The 18564-nt window shown below is 38.3% G+C and carries 17 protein-coding genes; 6 read left to right on the forward strand and 11 right to left on the reverse strand.

Annotated elements, in window-relative coordinates; all coding sequences use genetic code 11:
- The first annotated feature begins 54 nt into the window (after positions 1-54).
- On the forward strand, positions 55-1029 hold the full coding sequence (locus Q8P68_05880; GenBank protein ID MDP4008692.1) for an HNH endonuclease signature motif containing protein: 975 nt from the start codon (positions 55-57) through the stop codon (positions 1027-1029).
- 91 nt (positions 1030-1120) lie between these two features.
- Here the strand turns inward: Q8P68_05880 and Q8P68_05885 are convergent, their stop codons facing one another.
- Positions 1121-2803, reverse strand: a complete 1683-nt coding sequence (locus tag Q8P68_05885; GenBank protein ID MDP4008693.1) for a hypothetical protein — start codon at positions 2801-2803, stop codon at positions 1121-1123.
- A 338-nt stretch (positions 2804-3141) separates the two neighbouring features.
- On the opposite strand from Q8P68_05885, the gene Q8P68_05890 reads away from it, so the two are divergent.
- Positions 3142-6321: a vitamin B12-dependent ribonucleotide reductase gene (locus Q8P68_05890; protein MDP4008694.1), complete on the forward strand. Its 3180-nt coding sequence runs from the start codon at positions 3142-3144 to the stop codon at positions 6319-6321.
- Between the two features lies 1 nt (position 6322).
- Here Q8P68_05890 and Q8P68_05895 read toward each other — a convergent pair whose 3' ends face one another.
- Both Q8P68_05895 and Q8P68_05900 read right to left on the reverse strand, forming a co-directional pair.
- Positions 6323-6697 carry a type II toxin-antitoxin system VapC family toxin gene (locus Q8P68_05895; GenBank protein ID MDP4008695.1) on the reverse strand — a complete coding sequence of 125 codons (375 nt, stop codon included), beginning with the start codon at positions 6695-6697 and terminating at the stop codon, positions 6323-6325.
- A 9-nt stretch (positions 6698-6706) separates the two neighbouring features.
- Positions 6707-6880: a hypothetical protein gene (locus Q8P68_05900; protein ID MDP4008696.1), complete on the reverse strand. Its 174-nt coding sequence runs from the start codon at positions 6878-6880 to the stop codon at positions 6707-6709.
- Between the two features lie 198 nt (positions 6881-7078).
- Between Q8P68_05900 and Q8P68_05905 the strand changes: the two genes are divergently transcribed.
- The 4 genes from Q8P68_05905 (at position 7079) to Q8P68_05920 (ending at position 10328) form a co-directional block, all read left to right on the forward strand.
- A complete protein-coding gene (locus Q8P68_05905) occupies positions 7079-8011 on the forward strand; it encodes a hypothetical protein (GenBank protein ID MDP4008697.1) in 933 nt (310 codons plus the stop codon).
- Between the two features lie 38 nt (positions 8012-8049).
- Positions 8050-8826 carry a hypothetical protein gene (locus Q8P68_05910; protein ID MDP4008698.1) on the forward strand — a complete coding sequence of 259 codons (777 nt, stop codon included), beginning with the start codon at positions 8050-8052 and terminating at the stop codon, positions 8824-8826.
- Positions 8827-8904: 78 nt separating this feature from the next.
- The gene (locus tag Q8P68_05915) at positions 8905-9612 is read left to right on the forward strand and encodes an LOG family protein (GenBank protein MDP4008699.1); all 708 of its coding nucleotides are present in this window, start codon (positions 8905-8907) and stop codon (positions 9610-9612) included.
- Between the two features lie 44 nt (positions 9613-9656).
- Positions 9657-10328 carry an LOG family protein gene (locus Q8P68_05920; protein MDP4008700.1) on the forward strand — a complete coding sequence of 224 codons (672 nt, stop codon included), beginning with the start codon at positions 9657-9659 and terminating at the stop codon, positions 10326-10328.
- Between the two features lie 121 nt (positions 10329-10449).
- On the opposite strand, the gene Q8P68_05925 is transcribed toward Q8P68_05920, so the two are convergent.
- The 8 genes from Q8P68_05925 to Q8P68_05960 all read right to left on the reverse strand — a co-directional run bounded on the left by Q8P68_05925 (position 10450) and on the right by Q8P68_05960 (position 18312).
- Positions 10450-11394, reverse strand: coding sequence for an NADP-dependent phosphogluconate dehydrogenase (locus Q8P68_05925; protein ID MDP4008701.1), 945 nt, complete (start codon positions 11392-11394; stop codon positions 10450-10452).
- 17 nt (positions 11395-11411) lie between these two features.
- Positions 11412-12830, reverse strand: coding sequence for a glucose-6-phosphate dehydrogenase (gene zwf / locus Q8P68_05930; GenBank protein ID MDP4008702.1), 1419 nt, complete (start codon positions 12828-12830; stop codon positions 11412-11414).
- Between the two features lie 11 nt (positions 12831-12841).
- Complete coding sequence (locus Q8P68_05935; GenBank protein ID MDP4008703.1) at positions 12842-14122, reverse strand: glucose-6-phosphate isomerase; 1281 nt, start codon at positions 14120-14122, stop codon at positions 12842-12844.
- Positions 14123-14124: 2 nt separating this feature from the next.
- Positions 14125-14778 (reverse strand): fructose-6-phosphate aldolase, encoded by a 654-nt coding sequence (gene fsa, locus Q8P68_05940; protein ID MDP4008704.1) that lies wholly within the window; start codon positions 14776-14778, stop codon positions 14125-14127.
- 101 nt (positions 14779-14879) lie between these two features.
- Positions 14880-16118, reverse strand: coding sequence for a hypothetical protein (locus tag Q8P68_05945; GenBank protein MDP4008705.1), 1239 nt, complete (start codon positions 16116-16118; stop codon positions 14880-14882).
- Positions 16119-16214: 96 nt separating this feature from the next.
- Positions 16215-17447 carry a hypothetical protein gene (locus Q8P68_05950; protein ID MDP4008706.1) on the reverse strand — a complete coding sequence of 411 codons (1233 nt, stop codon included), beginning with the start codon at positions 17445-17447 and terminating at the stop codon, positions 16215-16217.
- A 12-nt stretch (positions 17448-17459) separates the two neighbouring features.
- Entirely contained in the window at positions 17460-17645 is a 186-nt protein-coding gene (locus Q8P68_05955; GenBank protein MDP4008707.1) for a hypothetical protein, read from the reverse strand.
- 88 nt (positions 17646-17733) lie between these two features.
- Positions 17734-18312 carry a hypothetical protein gene (locus Q8P68_05960; protein MDP4008708.1) on the reverse strand — a complete coding sequence of 193 codons (579 nt, stop codon included), beginning with the start codon at positions 18310-18312 and terminating at the stop codon, positions 17734-17736.
- Between the last annotated feature and the right edge of the window lie 252 nt (positions 18313-18564).

Consider the following 18564-nt stretch of genomic DNA (forward strand, 5'->3'; position numbering starts at 1 on the left):
AGCGAATGTTATCATTCCAGTGTAAAAACACTTCTATTTTTTAATCAAAAAATCATGCAACATACAGTATCAAAAAATCCCGACATCGAAAAATTCTCAGATAAACAGCTTCTATATTTCTGCAAAAAATACGGCGATCAAACTTTGCTTTGGCGACGAAAGTTCATTGGGCTTCTGCCGGAGGTAAACCGAAGAGGTCTATATGAACGTAAAGGATTCTCTTCGATTTTTGAATTTGGTAAACGTATGGCAGGTTTGAGCGAAGATCAAATTCGCCTCGCTTTAAATCTCGAAAAACGTTTTGAAGACAAGCCGGTTCTCAAATCAATGCTCGTGGCTGGTGAGGTTAGTATCAATAAATTAGCAAGAGTCGTGTCGATTGCAACTTCAGAAAATGAAGAATTTTTGGCGCAGAGTGCAAAGGTTTTATCGAAGTCTTCACTTGAAGTTTTTGTAAGGGATATACGACTTGCAAGAAATAACAGCGTTGAAAATAGCTCGACCTTACGAAGTCAAAATGGCTTATTTGAGCCGCAAATCGAGTTAGAAAGTCTGCCCGGGCAGCATGTCGAAGCGCCGCTTTGGCACCTGTTCGGAGACGATGGGAACGGTACTTGGTTGAAGTTTAAATTAAATGATGAGGTAATGAAAAAACTTAATGAACTGCACGACAAAAACTTAGATGTAAACAAAATTCTTCTCGAAATGCTTGAGAAGCGTGAAAAAGAATTGGCGGAGAATAAAGTGAAAGTGGCGGTAAATGAGACTGCTAAAGAGGTAAAGAGAAAAATGGATGGTAAAGAGGTCGGTCGGCGATTATCAGTAGGGGTGAGAAAAGTTTTAAAGCAGGAATTTGGAGATCGATGCTCAGCGTCGGGTTGTGTGAGAGAGGCGAAGCATATTCATCACAAAGTGCCATTCTCAATTTCTGGAAGTCATGATCCGAATCTGCTCGCTCCACTTTGTCGCGAGCACCATGATATTGTGCACTCGATAAACTCAAAATATGTTGCAAATAAGCTGGGATAAAAATAAGTTAAAAATGTATTAAGACAGCTTAAAGAGTGCGCATTGACATACGTCTATATAAAGCTGGATGGAAATTGTAGGTGGTTAGTGCTTAGCCGAGCATACTATTTATTGCAGTACCCATGTCTTTGAGACGGTCTTTGCGCGTGTTTCTTTTTGATAGTGCGCCAGCTTGTCCGGTTTCGATTCCGGCTGCTATGGCTTTTTTCCGGATGTGAGTTCCTAGGGCAGCATCTATTTGCCTATCAAGTATGTCTTGCCTTGCTTGTAACCCGCCGTCATCCAGGATTTCTTCGCCCTTTTGATCTATGACTGCACCGAGTGCCAATCCATCTTTTGCGAGTTGATCGTCCGACATGTCATTAAGTGCACGTGCCATTCTTTGTTGATCGTCGGCATCTTTTACTCCTATTCCCTCATCCCCTATTACAAACAATTCTTTTCTTGCATCGGTAGATGTGAAAACCTCATGTTCTTTATTTCTTTCTTGCATCGTTACCTCACTCGATTCTGCTTTGTTGCGTGCAGAATTGTCTTTGATGAAATCAAGTTGATGTCTTCTTTGTTCTGAAAGTTGATCATCTGTTTTACCTTTTCTAAGTCTCATCTCAACCTTCTTGGCCTCGACAATTTTTCTTTCTAGAAGCAGGGTTTGTATTTCAGAATCACTTACTATGGCTTCTTCTCTCGCACCATCTATTAATTTTTTTAGGGAGGCTTCATCCATTTGAGTTATCGCATTTGGGTCTATTGGCGTTTCGGGTTCTTTGCCCTTGAGTTCGTTTTTCTTTGCGAGAATTGCATCTATGGTTTCATGTTTTGTAATGTCTAGCAGCTCTTTGTCTGTGGTTAGTGCGCTAAGCTCTTTCATAGCTTGGTCTATGTTTGCTATCGCCTGATCCATAACTTTGTCACGTGAAGCATAGAGCTTTTCTTGCGTTTCTTTGTTGTATAGTCGTAGGAAAAAATCATGTGCGGCAGGATTGTTTTTTTGTAAATTTTCTCTGCGAGCATTGAATTTGGTTTCTTTTTGGATGTAGCCTTCTTGATTTTCACCTTTGCCTATTAATTCGTTGAATTCTTGAATTGCTTGCTGTGGATTTTTAGCGTTTTTGATGTGGTCGGTCCAAAGCTTTACTGTTTCAGGTGGGAAATGTTCATTTGCCAGCATAGTGTATTCTAATACGATCCGTTGAGTTATACCTCTGTCCATGCGGGCTGCGACTTCATCACAATTTGGCATTACGCTATCTATGCGTGCAACTCCATGTTTGCTCATCGCGCGCGTCCGATCGTATTTCCCATAATATCTTTTGAAATCAGCTTGTAGATTTGCAGGCATTAGCTTGTCCATTGCCTCATATTTTATTTCCCAAACAGCTTCTGCCATAAGTATGCGCCTGTCGGTTGGTGTAGTTGCTCCTTGTTCTGCTGCAAGTTTTTTGCCTAATCTTTCTTTTAAACCAGGGTATTTTTTTTCTTCCTCAGATACACCCATAGCCCATAATTTCTCCTTCATAATTATCTCTGAAAGAGGTGGGATATTTTTTTCTCCTATTAGCATTTTGCTAAATTCTTCAGCGGAGCATTGCTCTGCATGATCAAGCATGCCTTTTAAATTTTCATCGGTAAATGCGCCGGATGCCATGGTTTGCACGAACATTCTTTGCTTTCGTTGCCTGGCTAGCTTCTCATGACTCGCCTCTGGTTCGTTGTCTTTTGGTTTTTCCTTTTGGCGTTCGCCCTCCTGATTGTAACTTTGAATTTCTGCCATAAATTTGTTGAATTCTTTTACTGTAAATGAAAATAGATTCTTCGATTGGTAAAAGTAACATCACTTAAACATACGTGCAACATAGTTTAGACTAAAAGGTTTTGATTTCTTCTTTTTAATTGCGTATTATCACTATTACCTACCAGATGTAGTGTGTTATACGTTCGCGACATACTACATTTGCCGCTTTCGGGCCATTTGAGGCCATTTCGAACCACCATTTTATAGTTATTCCCCCTTTCTGTTTGTTTTTTGTTCTTTTGGGGTCTTCTTTCAGGCCCTAATTTACAGGCTAATTCTAATACATTTAATTAAAAATAAAATATAACCTAAACGCAATGAACATTAAAATAGCCCCTTCCGAAATTGCGGAAAAAACAAAACTTTCTTCTAACAGGTCTCCAATTGCAAAGGAAACTTTTGAGGGAGGCCTTTCAATTGATCGTGTTTTTACTAATAAAGGTGAAAATCCTTTGGATAAAGTGAAATATGCGTACCGCCAATCAAAGATTACTGAGCCGGATGGAAAAATTGTGTTTGCGATGGATGATGTTGAGGTTCCGGAGGATTGGTCTCAGCTTGCAACCGACATTATGGTTTCAAAATATTTTAGAAAAGCAGGAGTCCCGGATACAGGTCATGAAGTTTCAGCGAAGCAGGTTGTGTATAGGGTTGCGCATACTATCGCGACGTCCGGTAAGAAATGGGGTTATTTCAAAGATGATGCAGAGGCGCAGACTTTTGAAGATGAACTTCTTTACATGTTGATAACTCAGCGTGGAGCTTTTAATTCACCGGTTTGGTTTAATTGCGGACTTTGGCATGAATATGGAATTAGTGGAAATAGTGGAAACTGGTATTTTGATGAAACTTTAAATGATGTTGTTCAGACTGATAATAGTTATCTGCGGCCACAATGTAGTGCATGTTTTATTCAAGAGGCAAAAGATGATTTGATGTCTATATTTGAACTTATAAAAAATGAAGCTAGACTCTTCAAATATGGTTCAGGGACCGGTTCGAATTTTTCTGCAATACGTGGTAGACAAGAATATCTTTCCGGAGGTGGGACGTCTTCAGGGCTTATGTCATTTTTGGATGTTCTAGATCGTGGTGCGGGCGCTACAAAATCAGGAGGAACTACCCGTCGTGCCGCAAAGATGGTAATACTTGATATGGACCATCCGGAAATAGTGGATTTCATCAATTGGAAAGTTCGTGAGGAGAAAAAAGTTGCGGCACTGGTTGCAGCCGGATATTCTTCTGATTTCAATGGTGAAGCTTACAAAACAGTAGGTGGTCAGAATTCAAATAATTCCGTTCGTGTTACTGATGAATTTATGACTGCGGTAAAAGATAAAGGCAAATGGAATACAACTTTTAGAACTACCGGAGAAGTTTGTGAAACTTTTGAAGCGACTGATCTTTTTGATCAAATAGCTCATGCGGCTTGGGCTTGTGCCGACCCGGGTGTGCAATACGATACAACAGTAAATAAATGGCATACATGTAAAGTTACAGGGCGTATCAACGCTTCGAATCCATGTTCTGAATACATGTTTTTGGATAATACCGCATGTAATCTTTCCTCTATTAATCTTGTGAAATTCCTTAATGAGGACGGTACATTCCAAGTTGAAAATTATCGTCATGCATGCGAGGTATTCTTTATTGCTCAAGAAATTTTGGTTGATCTTTCTTCTTATCCTACAAAAGAAATAGCAAAAAATTCTCATGATTATCGTCCACTTGGGCTTGGTTATGCAAATCTTGGTGCACTTCTTATGATAAATGGAATCCCATATGATTCAGATAAAGGTCGCGTCGTCGCCGGAGCTCTTACTTCTATATTATGTGGAGCCGGTTATATAGCTTCTGCAAAAATGGCGGCCCATAAGGGTGCGTTTGAAGGGTATGAGGCAAATGCTAAATCAATGATAGATGTGATGAAAATGCATCGTGAACATTCACTTAAGATTGATCCAACTTTGTGTGAGCCATCAATACTTAATGCTGCTCATAGCGTTTGGGATGAAGTCATCGAACTTGGAGAGAAATATGGTTACAGGAATGCTCAAGCAACTGTGCTTGCTCCTACAGGGACTATTGGACTTCTTATGGATTGCGATACAACCGGAGTTGAGCCTGATTTTGCAATTGTTAAATGGAAAAAACTTGCAGGTGGTGGATATTTCAAAATAGTAAATCAATCTATTCCTCGTGCACTTGGTCATTTGGGATATACTGAAGGAGAAGTAGACGATATTACTCGGTATGTGCTTGGAGCCGGGTCGCTCGAAGGTGCTCCACATTTAAATGATGATGTTTTTCAAAAACTTGAGCTTACTGAAACTCAAATTCTTGAAGCAGAAATTCATGTTGAAAAAGTTAAGAATTTTGATGAATTCGTACCACATTTAAATACAGAAACTTTAAAAAAAGCTCTTTCAAGCGAGCAGATCGCTGCAATCATTTTGTATGTTAATGGAACTCAAACTGTAGAAGGCGCACCTCATCTAAAAGATGAGCATTTGACTGTGTTTGATTGTGCAAATACTTGTGGTATTGGGACGCGATTTATTGCTCCTATGGGGCATGTTCGCATGATGGCTGCTGCGCAGCCATTCTTGTCCGGCGCAATTTCAAAAACAGTAAATCTTCCACATGAAGCCACGGAAGAAGAGATAAAAGAAATATATTTTGAAGGATGGAAGCTCGGACTCAAGGCTATCGCATTGTATCGTGATGGTTGTAAATTATCTCAGCCACTAAATAAAAATGCATCCTCGTCTGATAAAAAAGAAGATGTGTCTTCAAGTGAAGTCGCTTCCATTGTAAAGTCAGATGACACCATGTCTCCTTTGCACGGTAGTAGAATCGCTATGCCAAAACGTCGTAATGGTATTACTATTGAGGCGACTGTTGGAGGGCAAAAAATGTTCCTTCGAACAGGTGAATATGCTGATGGTAAAGTTGGTGAAATATTCGTAGATGTCTTCAAAGAAGGAGCTTCTTACAGAAGTCTACTTAACTGTTTTGCTGTTTCGATCTCACTTGGGCTTCAACATGGAGTGCCTCTTGAGAAATATGTAGAATCATTTACATTTACTCGTTTTGAACCATCCGGAATGACAAACCATCCAAATATCAAAACAGCGACATCTATGGTGGACTTTATCTTCCGCGTCCTCGGTATGGAATACCTCGGCCGCACTGACTTCGTCCATGTAAAACCGGAAGCAACCCAGATCGACACTATAAATGCCCGTAAAGTTCAAAATGCCGTAGTAAAAGAGCAAACTGTAAGTGCAGAGACTGAAGTTGTGGATGAAGTTGTATCGACAACAAAACAAGAGCAGTCAGTTGCCTCTACAGATGACGCATCGGTTGCAAATTTTAACAAGTCTATGTCAGATATGATGGGTGATGCACCAATCTGTACTTGTGGACACGTTACTGTGCGCAATGGAGCATGTTACAAATGTCTTAATTGCGGAAACAGTATGGGGTGTAGTTAGATTATATTTTCAGCAATTCTACTTGTAAATTCTTCACTTTTTTGAATTCTTTATCCGCTGTTATTAATGTGAATTTATGTTCGATTGCGGTTCCTGCTATAAGTAGATCTTTAAATTTTAGCGACACTTTATCTTGATGTCTCATATTAAAGGCTTTATCAACTGTTTCATTATAAATTGGTAAAGCAGGATATTTATCAATCATTCGTATTGTTCTTTCTACCGGTTGATTATGTTTTGCTACACCAAACAGCACTTCCAAACGAGAAATAGCGCTTATAAGACAGGGCTTACCTTCAAACTTCTCCATTTGTTTTATTATTTTTTTATTATTACTTATCAAATAAATAATAATATTGCTGTCTATAAGAAACATAATTTTAGATTACCAATCGAATATATCTTCTTCTGGCCTTGTAATATTAATAGGCCCTTCTTCTTTTATGATTTTAAGCATATGTTTTAAAGGTGAAAGGCTTTCGATCATTGTTAATTCATATTTTGTGCCGTCCGTGTCATTTATTAAAACTTTATCAACTTGTCTATTCTTTAATGACATTTTGATATTCTTGAAATTCCTTAGAAGCTCTCTATTGTTTATTGTAATATCCATAATTTTTATTATTCTATGTTAATTATACTATTTGTCAGACAAGTTTGTCAAACATTGGCGTGAATTGTAATCTTGAAGTATCTTGAATGTTTGACTTTTGCAAGCCATTTATCTAGAATAATACCTCTTCTTATCCCATATATTATGGTGACACGTGAACCAAATGTGACAGCCCCAACGCTCTTACCGGACACAGTCAAACATGCTCCATCTAATGATGTTGAGGATTTGCGGTTGGTGCACCCTGATGGAATTAATCAGCCATTGTTACAAAAGTTGATTCTTGAAATTAGACGATTTTATAGAATTCGTCTTTTTTTGAAAATTCAGGCTTATGAAAAATCTTTGATTAGTCTTATTGCTAAGTATTCAGATTTAAGTGCTTCGGATTTTATAGGTAGATATATTCAAGAAGGTGACCGGATGTTTAGAGAGTTTTCTTTTTCCAAAAGTGATGTCGCAGATTTCAGATCTTATGTAAATGCCTTAGGCATGAGCTTGGAAAAATTTGAAAAGATTGATGATATAGACCTTGAAGTGGAGGAATCTGCTGTCGGTGAAATAGAGGGAGCTTTGGATAGTGATATTGATATGGCTGACCCAATGGATATTTTGCAGGGTGTGAGTTCAGTGGTATGTCATAGGCTTTCTGATTTATTAGAAATGCCAATCGCTTTTGAACGACCACCGATCGATAGGAAAACATATGATGCTTATGATAGAGTTGGTAAGCATGGGCATGGATATTGTGATGGTGGAATTATCATGCTTACCTCAAGAAGTGGAGCTGAGGAATTGTGGGATGCTGTAAGATTTTCTAAATCCAATGATCATTTCCCTGAAATTGAAGAATTGGATCCTATTGGAGGTTTTCATGTTATTTCGTTGCCAGGGTTTAGTTATCGTCTTTCTTCACGAGCTTTTCATGGATTTTCAGAGCTCCCGCTTGCTAGTCAAAACGTACTCATGGGTTTGTCAGATGAAGTACAGCCAGATCTTAGTTTTAGTGGAAAAATATTGGCTATTTTTGGCTATAATTCTTCAGGTCGCATCGTTAGATTGTGGACTGGAGTTTAATTGTGTATAATATGTTCGTTATATCTTAAAATAATCTGATGAAAAAATTTCTTATACTTTTTAGCTTGGTTTTACTAGTTGGTCTTTCCGGATGTTCTTTCCTAGGTGGTGAATTAGAAGACATAGATCCTTCTGATATTACTTCTGAGGGGGATGGCATGGAAGATTTTGATGCCTTGGGGGAAGATGAAGTTGTTAATGATCGTGATTTAACTGCTGATGAATTGAATGAGACTTTTGATGCGAATGCACCAGTTCCAGCCGTTGCCGCCGGTGGTTGTGGGGTTTTGGCAGGTGAGTGGGTTTTGAATACATACATAAGTGATATGGCGACTCCTTCCGGTAGTTTGACTACTTTGCATAATAATAGTGGTAAAACTATGACTATGAATTCTGATTGTACTTATGTTGAAGATTATACAACTGAACATTTCGTTCCAGCACGTATGGTTCAATCATTTACAGATAGAGGTATGGATATAAATGCAGTTTCAGCTCTTTTGAATGGGGTTGCTGCCGAGGATATTGTTTGTAATTACCAAGGGCAAAATACTGGTGAATTCACTGTTAAACCTGGAAGTGGTTATAATTCTCTTTCATTTATGCCAGATGCTGTAAATCAAATAACCGGTAGTTGTAGTCCAAACGTAGCAGGTGCTATGAAGGTTGATGGTACTCATTTTACTCCCGGTATAGGAAATACAGCTGTGAAACAATATAGTTATATATTGGATGATGATAAACTTACTCTAAAATCTCATTTTGAGCCACAGGCCGGTACAACAATGGATACAACTATAGTTTACACAAAATAGTAGTTTTGCGTCTAAGACTATGAAAATGTCTGTTTATATGTTATAATATTGGGAAGTATTAATTAAATCCCCAATGTTATGGCTTCTAAATCAGATATTAATGAGGTATTCGAGGATGAAGAAAAAAAGAATTGTTTTCGTGTAGTTGTATTTGGTACTGCTAGAAGCAAGCCTGGAGAGAAGGCTTATGATGATGTTTTTGAGCTTGGTAAAAAGATTGCAGATGCAGGTTTTGATATAGTGACCGGAGGTGGGCCCGGTGCTATGGAAGCGGCCAACATGGGGCATGATGCCTCTGAAAATGAAAAGACAGTTGATTCATATGGAATCAATATCAAACTTCCTTTTGAGCAAAGTGTAAATCCCGGAGTAGAGATCGCACATGAACATGAACGTTTTTCTACAAGACTTGATGAATTTATGTCTATGGCGAATGTTGTTGTGATCACTCAAGGTGGTATTGGAACTTTACTTGAGCTTTTTTATACTTGGCAATTGATTCAGATTAAACATATGAACCATATTCCTATTATAGTTGTTGGACAAATGTGGGAAGGGCTGTTTGAATGGATGAAAAAAGACATGCTTTCTCGTGGCACGTTCAATGAGGAAGATTTGGACACCATTCACATGGTAGATAACGTAGATGCCGCTATGGAGGCAATTATTGGATGGCACGATGCTTGGGAAGAGCTAGGAAGTAGCACCCTAAAATATGAACTCAAAGGACATCCATATAAAGTTTTGTTTGATCATAATGCAGGTGATGGTCACTATCATGGATAGGCCGTTAATTTGCCAGATATTTAATTTGAGAGTACTCTTTGAGTATGGTACAAAAAGATATTTTTGCCGAGGAGGCTCTCGATCCGGGACATTTTCGAGTCGTTGTGTTTGGTTCTTCGCGCACCGTCAAGGACTCACCTCTTTTTAAACAAGTATATAAGTTTGGAGAGGTAATCGCCGATATGGGTTTTGATATAGTGACTGGTGGAGGTCCAGGTGTTATGGAGGCGGCAAATACCGGACATCAAGATAGAGCTTCTGAGCTTTTGAAAGCTGGCAGGAATGGTCACGTGCATTCTTTTGGAATTAATATAAAACTCCCTTTTGAACAGCGTATAAATCCTGGCGTGAAAATCTCTCATGAATATCAGAGATTTTCAGCTCGTCTTGATGAATTCATGTCGCTTGCAAATGTAATTGTAATCTTCCCTGGTGGAGTTGGAACTCAGCTTGAGCTTTTTTATACTTGGCAGTTGATTCAAGTTCAGCATATGTGTCATATACCAATAATCTTAGTAGGTGATAAATGGGATGGCTTGCTCAAATGGTTGCGCGACGTTCCAATGAATGATGGGCTTTTTACGATAGATGATTTCAAAATGTTAAAATGCGTCAAAGACTCTGACGAGGCAATAACTGCAATCAAGAAATGGCACAAACTATTTGTCGAAGAGGGTGGGGATGTTTGTCTCAATTGGAAGAAGTATAAGATTTGAAACACCCTTTTTTTCAATAGTTCTTTTACGCCTTCTTTTTCACTTTTACAGAACCGCATTCACAAGCCAAAACTAAACAGAAATAGGAACTATTTTTTACCTATATCCCAAGTTTGTCATGTTATTTAGTTTTGAATACATGGCCGCCGAAGCCGTTTCGAATTGCGGCGATTACGCGTCCTGCGAAAGTTGGATTGTCCTCAGTTGTTTTGCGGTAGTTTACGGCGAGCTCTATACTTGGAGCAGGTGTCCCTTGTTCATGCGCTTGCTCGACTGTCCATCGTCCGGTCTCGCCTCCGCCTATAGTTCCAACGATACTTTCAAGTCGCGGTTCTTTTGCGAATTTTTCTTCTGCAAGTTCAAGCATCCATGAGCGGATTACAGATCCGTGATTCCATACTTTTGAGATTTTGTGAAAATCCAGCTCTTCTGTATACGGCCCTTCATGCAATATTTGGAATCCGTCCGCGTAGGCTTGTAGAATTGCGTATTCGATTCCGTTATGTGTCATTTTGACGTAATGCCCTGAGCCACTTGATCCCATGTACGCATATCCGTCAGTCATTGCTATCGCTTCAAATAACCATTTTGATTTGTCGAAAACTTCCTCAGAGCCGCCGATCATCAGGCAAGCTCCGTTGCGTGCACCGGACATCCCTCCACTTGTTCCACAGTCCAAATAACCGATGCCTTTGTCGGCGGCGATTTTGCTATGTTTCACGGCTTCTTTATATTGGTTGTTCCCACCATCTATGATTACGTCTCCTTCAGAGAGTAGGGGCAATAACTCTTGAAAAGCCTCCTCTGTTGGGGCGAGCGAAGGTAAATACATTATGATCGTGCGTGGCCCTGTAAATGCATTAGCTAGTTCTTCAAAAGATTCTACTGCTACGGCGGCACCTTCAGGTGTTGCCGCTTCTCCTCTTAATTTTTCTGCATCTTCGACAAATTGTACTGCTTTTGAGTGAGTTCTATTATGAGCGATAACTTTGATGCCTTGTTCAGCAAGATGCAGTGCGATATTCCCTCCCATTTTCCCGAGTCCCAGTATTGCTACTTCTTTCATGATTTTTTAATTAAATTTTATATTTCGTGCCAGACATTATTTTCTTCTCCGAGAAGTATATTTTGGCCATTTGGCCCTCTGCTTCCGTCTTTGTAGATTTCTAGAGGTAGATTTTGATTTTTTGCTTCATTGAGCACGTTGTCGATAAAATGCCAACATGCTATGACTTCATTGAAGCTTAGGAAATGCCTTCGTTCATCCTTGAGTATGTCCATGAGTAGCCTTCCATGTTCCGGTAAGCAATCATCCCCAAAACATTCGAGTGACTGGCTTGGCGCCATCTGATGATATTCTTCATAAGTACCTCCGTGTTTATTTGTGATTTTAAAATACACATTTGCTTTTGGCTGGAGTTCTATAATCAGTTTGTTGTGTTTTAAATCTTTGATAGCTTCTTGGAAATGAAGTTTTTTAAAAACGATTGTAATGTATGTATGTTTTCTATCTACCATTTTTCCTGTGCGAATATATATTGGAACCTCCGCCCACTCCGTCTGATCTATGCAGAGTTTCAATGCCGCATAAGTTTCAGTCTTTGAATCTATGGCTATTTCATCTTCATTTTTGTATGATTCGTACTGACCTTTTATTAGAAAATTTTCTTTGTCAAATTTGAGTGCTGATAGTATGTGGTATTTTTCTCTATGAATAGACTGCGAATTTAGATTGTTTGGCATCGACATAGTTATTAGTGCAAGTAGCTGCAATAAATGTGATTGAATCATATCTTTTATCATGCCTACTTCATCAAAATATTTACCTCTTTCTTTGATCCCTATATTTTCAATACCTGTTATTTGTATGTATTTTATTAATTCACCTTTGAGTAGATGGTTGATTATTGAATTTGCATATCTCATAGAGGTTATGCTTTGTACGGATTCTTTTCCTAAATAATGATCAAGCAAATACACCTGATCTTCTTCGAAATTCTCTTCAATGATTGCAAACATATCTCTAGCAGAAGCTTCGTTCTCTCCAAATGGTTTTTCGATCACCAGACGCATTGGGAATTCATTTTTGAATTCAGCAAGGTTACGACTTATATCATTGAATACAGTTGGTGGCGTTGAGTAATAAGCAATTAATGGCGTATTTGAATTAGTTTCTTTTTCTTTTAATTTTTTGAAGAATTTCTCGTAATCATTTTTCTCATTATATTGTCCGGCAAAATAAAAAACTTTTGAGAGCATATCTTCTAATATTGTTACGTCGATTTCTTTTCCGAATTTTTCTTTTACGCTTGTTTCAAATTCTTTGCGAAATTGTTCGTCGGTTTTTTCTGAACGAGCGTATCCGTATATTATGTAGTTTTTTGGTAAGCGTTTCTGCCATGCAAGTTCATAGATTGCAGGGAAGATTTTGAGCTTTGCCAAATCTCCCGATGCACCAAAGATTGTAAAAATAAACGCTTCTTTTATTATGGTTCTTTCCATTTTTTTTGAAATTATTTTTTTTCTATCAAGTATTGTCTTGTGAGCACTTTGCCAAGTTCAACCCCCGGTTGATTGAATGCATCTATGCCATAAAATTCTCCTAGGAATGCGGTCGCACCTTCGAATATCAAAAATAACGCTCCAAGATTGTATGCATCTATTTTGTCTAATTTGAATGTTACGTTTGCTTTCTCATATTTTGTGACAGCGTCTTGTGTCGCATGCAATTCGGTGTTAATCAGGTTCTCAAAAGTGATGCCTTTTAAGAAATCTGTTTTTTCGTGATCTTCCGATACATGTGGTATTTCAATTTTTGATTCGTGGTTTTCAACTTCTAAAAATATGATCATCTTGTCACGTGGACCTTCGTTATAAAGTTGTACTTGTGAATGTTGGTCGACCGTTCCCAGTGCCGCGACAGGAGTTATACCTGTATTAACAATGCTCCCATCTCTTGCAGTTGCTTTACCAATACTTTCAGCGAGTAATTGCGAATACCAATCCGCAAAAGTCCTAAGTCTGTTTGTGTATGGCATCATGATATTTATATTAACGCCATTTTGATTGAGTAAATATTGGATAGTCGCAAATTGAAAACTTATGTTTTCATCGAAATTTTCTGATAAAAACTTTGCGGCGAATTCTTTACCGCCTCTTAGTAGTTCTTGGATATCTATTCCTATTAGTGCCGCAGGCAGCAATCCTACGTTTGTGAGAACTGAGAATCTTCCTCCTACATTTTCCGGCACGGGAAACATCTTGATGCCTTCGCGGACTCCCACGTCATGCAGGAAGCTTGTGTGTGGTCCGGTTATAAATACGTGATGTTTTTTTGGATCCAGCTCTTTGTCATCTGTTTTTTTTCTAAAATATAGATATTCTGCTACCGGCTCCGGAGTATCTCCGGATTTTGAAATCGTTATGAAAAGTGCTCTGTCATAATTGATAATATCATCAAGTTTTTCGATCATGTATGGGTCGACGTTGTCGAGGACGCAGAGGCGTGGAGCATCTTTGCCATACGGATGAGCGAGGGTGTCTTTGAGGCATATATTCCCGAGTGAAGAACCTCCTATGCCGAGCACTATTATGTCGTCAAATTGGCCTTTTAGACTTGCAGCGTATTCAAGTACTTCTGAGACGTCCTCATTTACAATATCATAAAATCCTTGATTTCTAGTTTTGATCAATTCTAAGTATGGAGATAGCTTTTCTTCTGTTCCTTTGAAATTCGCCTCAGTAATCTGAGGATTTTTGACTTTGAATAGATTTGAATAATCGAGAGTAATCATTGTTATTTTTGCATATTTTTTACTTTTTCCCAATCCGCCAAGAAGTTTTCGAGACCTTTGTCAGTTAGTGGATGTTTGATTAATTTATTGAGAATATCAGCCGGCATAGTGCATACATCAGCTCCAAGTTGTGCTGAATCTATCACATGCCTTGGGTGACGTACGCTTGCAACTAATATTTCTGTTTCAAAATTATAGTTCTCATATATTTGTACGATTTCTGCGATTAACTCCATACCATCTTGTCCGATATCATCGAGCCTACCTATAAAGGGACTTACTAGCTTTGCTCCGGCTTTTGCAACGACAAGAGCTTGGCCTGCATTGAATACAAGTGTCATGTTGACTTTTACGCCTTCTTTTGCGAGTACAGTTAAGGCCTTGATTCCTTCTTCAGTTGTAGGAAGTTTTACATATATATTTTTGTGCCAACTATGATATTCGCGTCCTTGTTTTATCATGCCTTCAGTAGTTGTTTCGAGAACTTCTGCGCTTATTGGCCCTGTGATTACTTCGCATATTTCCAGAATTCGAGTTTTCAAATCAACATCTTCTTTTGCAATCAAACTTGGATTTGTAGTTACTCCATCTACAACTCCCCATGCTGCATATTTTTTAATATCGTCGATATTGGCAGTATCTAAGAAGAATTTCATATGTGTGAGGTTAATTTGTGTAATTTTGAAACTAGTATACAGGCACATTATAAATATACCAATACAGCTTGGTCTCGTACAGTGATTGATATCACATTTATTTATAACTTCTCATTATTCCCATCAGGTCCGGCAATTGTTGTTATGTTTTGCGTTGTAGGCCCTCCTCTCCTATCATCTATTCCCGGTATTTCTTCGTCTAGGGTAGGTATCCCAGATGTTGACGCTTGTATAGCACTGGATATAGCAATTAGTGATGAAGCGTCCAGTTCTAAGCCATCAAGTTCACCTAATAGTTCATCAAAATCAAAGTCGTCAGCCTCTTGTGATTTTATATGTACGGCCTGTCCTTCAACGGTAAGAGTTTCACCTGAGAGGCTTTTTATAGATATCCATTCATCACTAGGTTTTGCTCCTATCATGACTACTATTTTACTTAGATGATCATCTGCAACTTTTTTGTCGTTTATTTTCCCATTTGAAATAGCTGCAAGTATTTCTACAAGTTGAGGGTTTGGTCTTTTTATGATCGCATCTAACTCTGTTAAAATTATATTTTGATCCCTTCCCGTTATGCCAATTTGTTCCAAGAGTGTGCACGTCCATTTCTTAATCTCCGGATTAACTTGCTCTTCTCTTGGTGTAACTTTTGGTTTGTACTTTGGTGTGAGTTGATATGAAGCCGTTAAAACAGTGATTGTAGTTCCAGCTATTTTTACTTCACCTTCATCGCCTAATGTAATTTGAGGCATTTCAAAAGTAGAGTGAGATGTATCTATATCTATTTCTTCAATTATCCCTTGATCTACAAGCAATTGTGCGAATTTGTCGGCTGATGTGTCAGCTTGAGTTGTTGCTATGAATTGTGCGATTAGTGGGCCTTTGATTGCGCTGTTCAATGACATGAAACTTTTTGGAGAACCTAGTGCTGCAAGAATTCTGTCAACTATTTCTATCCCATGCATCATTCTTCTTGATCCTATTTCCTGATCACTTTCTCGAGAAAGTGCTGTAACTTCCGACCTTTCTTCTCCTATAGCTCCTAGATTTGCACTTGCAACAGGGTCAGCTCCAGTGTTTTTTTGTACCTGAGGCCCTGATCCGAACCGTGATAAATCAGGTCCACTAGTAAGGCCGAGTTTTCGGAGGTCATTTCTACCTAATTCTGTTGCGACCTTTACATCATCTAAACGGTGAGTTACAGCTTCTACAGCTTGGCCATCTGCGCCACGCGTCATTCCTCCAGTTTTTTCAGTTCTGATTCCTGTGTACTCCTCTCTAGTTTGTACTTTCGGGGTTTCATCTTCCTCCCTACCAAGTAGTCTGTTAAGCCATCCCATGATTAATAATCTTAATAATATAACTAGGTTATGATTTTAGCGTATATGTTTGTTTTTGTCTAAGATAATTCCCCCTTCTGTCAATACGTATGTAAATCAAGATGATGAGGGAATTGTTTTCACATGTGAGTGGAAGATCGTTTTAAATCCGCTGAATGCTTTGTGAATTTCTTTTCGAAATACGATGAGTTCGCAGGCAGCCAGTATGAAATAAAGCCATGTTATAATTTCTCGACTGTCTACCCATATAAATTGAACTAGCCACAAAAGGAAAAGGCTGGCTGCCTCGAACCACATAAATCTAAGTTTTAGTAAAAATACAGATGCATAAAGAGAACTCCCTATAGTAAGTAGTAATTCCATACCTGTTGTAGAGGTTGTATTTGTAACTTCGGTAGTTAGAGGGATAAACGCAATATGCCCGACACTAATGGAATAAACTATAGGTATCATTGCCATGAGCATTGTCCATTGAGTTAATTTACTTGAGATCAAATTCATAAGAGCCATTGGTGCTTGAGTTACCTTGCTTGCCCAATAAAAAGCTGATGTTTTTTCAGGGAATTCAGATAAAAATGGAGCCACCCATTGTATAAACAGAAATTGTGAAACACCCAAGGTTGTAGCGAGTGCCAGTGCTTCGTTATAAAAACGATCTGCCGTAAAATATATCAGGAAACCACCTATCAAGAAGCACACCAATATAACCGGTTTTATATATTGTTTTTTTAAACTTATTATTTTTTTTGGAATCCCCATAACCATTTTCTCGCTTTTCTTCCTTGAAAGATGTGGCAATTTTGAGACGAAATATAAATATGTTACATAGATACTTATCATCACAAATGCATCGAAAATAGTTAATTTACCCTGCATATAAATCCAAATCGAATAGATCGTCGCTACCATAAAAAATACGATTTCCGCACTATGTTCATTTTCTAACTGAATTTCTTTTATAAATTTTCCTGTTTTTTTATGGTGAAAAAACATTGTTACAAAAAATACAAGTGGCCATCCAACTCCGGTAAGTATTCTATTTGCACCCGTAAAATTTGCTAGCATGTTCGGTACATCTTTGGACCAGGCAATTGTCGCTTCGATCATGAATTCCGGAAATACTTGCAGCCACGCGACAATTGCCAGTGCCAGGCCTTGCGAAATTACCACTTCCGATGCTTCCGCCGCCCAAGCTATAATCATAGCACCAAGCAAAATCGCCACTGAATATATAGCAAGAGACACAAGTGATTTGTCCATAAACCCAAGCGCAAGCACCCCTGTCAAAACTAAGGAAACTTGTAATACGTGGGACTTTAATGTTTTCATTTTATTTTAAAATTATATGAATAGGACATTTCTATCTTGTTTTGACAGTGGTCTTGGTGGACTTAAGTTCGGACTATTTTTGAGAAATTGAATCTTATCTGTGAAAAAAGGAGTTGCAAACTCTTTCCACACTGAAAATCTATCACCTTGAAAATCTTTGTATACCTTGTCCCATCTTGATGGCTTGATTCCAGTCATGTTTAATTTAAAATCGTTTTCATTACAATTTTTATCATAGCCCTTGAAAGTAGCGTTTGTCTATCTATATTGTATTAAGATTTTTTGTTTAAGCGCTTGCCTTCTCTACTCTTGTGTATAGGTCTTTGAGTTCATCTGGTATTCCATGTTGAAATTTTGTTGTTGTATCAACAGTTGTGTAGTCTCTATAATTTACGTTTTCATGTGAGAGTGTGAAAAAACCATACTCAAAACTTTGTCCGTCATCTTTTCTTCTAATTACGATGCCACTATTTGGTTGGCCGTAGTTAAGAGCCTTTCGATTTGCCGCTGTGAATGAACGAAAGCCCCTCCATGTTGTTAGCTCTTCTGGTAGATTTGTATCTAATAAATATTGAAAAAATTTCATTAAAGCTTCTGCATCTTCAGGGCATTTTTCTATACCTTTCAGAAATAGATCTGATGCGCTAAAAACTTTTTGTATTTTTTTTCTCATAGCTTCAAACTCATAGCTTTCATATTTTGCACTTAAACCTGGTTGAAGTTCAATATTACCATCTACTTTCACTACCTCGTCACCAATTTGAATACTTATCGTTGGGAGTTCCTTGTTCGGATCACAGCCAAGAATTGTTATGTTTTCTCCCGGTTCGACAGTTATCCCTCCAAGAACTACAGGATTAGTCATAGTTAGCTTTGTGTGGAAGGGCATATTTTTCAATGCCGAGGTTACTGTTGGTTTTGGTTTATCCGCTCCCCTGTAGCTTCTTCGCATTTGTTTGAAATTAAGATTAATTTAAGTTTGGATTCTCCACTTTTATTTTAAATATGTCAAATTCAAATTGGTTCTTTAAATGCATTTCACAATGCAGTGCTTACATTTTGCAGGTTGAACGCCGTCTTTCAGAGGTCGTTCACGTGCACACGTCTTGAATGCCGG

The organism is Candidatus Peregrinibacteria bacterium, assembly GCA_030700255.1.
In the GTDB taxonomy this organism is placed as follows: Bacteria; Patescibacteriota; Gracilibacteria; order UBA1369; family JABINC01; genus JABINC01.

Bases quoted from the DNA above. Each gene is read 5' to 3' on its own strand.
- Q8P68_05880 (MDP4008692.1), top strand. From the start codon at position 55: ATGCAACATACAGTATCAAAAAATCCCGACATCGAAAAATTCTCAGAT.
- Q8P68_05885 (MDP4008693.1), bottom strand. From the start codon at position 2,803: ATGGCAGAAATTCAAAGTTACAATCAGGAGGGCGAACGCCAAAAGGAA.
- Q8P68_05890 (MDP4008694.1), top strand. From the start codon at position 3,142: ATGAACATTAAAATAGCCCCTTCCGAAATTGCGGAAAAAACAAAACTT.
- Q8P68_05895 (MDP4008695.1), bottom strand. From the start codon at position 6,697: ATGTTTCTTATAGACAGCAATATTATTATTTATTTGATAAGTAATAAT.
- Q8P68_05900 (MDP4008696.1), bottom strand. From the start codon at position 6,880: ATGTCATTAAAGAATAGACAAGTTGATAAAGTTTTAATAAATGACACG.
- Q8P68_05905 (MDP4008697.1), top strand. From the start codon at position 7,079: ATGGTGACACGTGAACCAAATGTGACAGCCCCAACGCTCTTACCGGAC.
- Q8P68_05910 (MDP4008698.1), top strand. From the start codon at position 8,050: ATGAAAAAATTTCTTATACTTTTTAGCTTGGTTTTACTAGTTGGTCTT.
- Q8P68_05915 (MDP4008699.1), top strand. From the start codon at position 8,905: ATGGCTTCTAAATCAGATATTAATGAGGTATTCGAGGATGAAGAAAAA.
- Q8P68_05920 (MDP4008700.1), top strand. From the start codon at position 9,657: ATGGTACAAAAAGATATTTTTGCCGAGGAGGCTCTCGATCCGGGACAT.
- Q8P68_05925 (MDP4008701.1), bottom strand. From the start codon at position 11,394: ATGAAAGAAGTAGCAATACTGGGACTCGGGAAAATGGGAGGGAATATC.
- zwf (MDP4008702.1), bottom strand. From the start codon at position 12,830: ATGGAAAGAACCATAATAAAAGAAGCGTTTATTTTTACAATCTTTGGT.
- Q8P68_05935 (MDP4008703.1), bottom strand. From the start codon at position 14,122: ATGATTACTCTCGATTATTCAAATCTATTCAAAGTCAAAAATCCTCAG.
- fsa (MDP4008704.1), bottom strand. From the start codon at position 14,778: ATGAAATTCTTCTTAGATACTGCCAATATCGACGATATTAAAAAATAT.
- Q8P68_05945 (MDP4008705.1), bottom strand. From the start codon at position 16,118: ATGGGATGGCTTAACAGACTACTTGGTAGGGAGGAAGATGAAACCCCG.
- Q8P68_05950 (MDP4008706.1), bottom strand. From the start codon at position 17,447: ATGAAAACATTAAAGTCCCACGTATTACAAGTTTCCTTAGTTTTGACA.
- Q8P68_05955 (MDP4008707.1), bottom strand. From the start codon at position 17,645: ATGACTGGAATCAAGCCATCAAGATGGGACAAGGTATACAAAGATTTT.
- Q8P68_05960 (MDP4008708.1), bottom strand. From the start codon at position 18,312: ATGACTAATCCTGTAGTTCTTGGAGGGATAACTGTCGAACCGGGAGAA.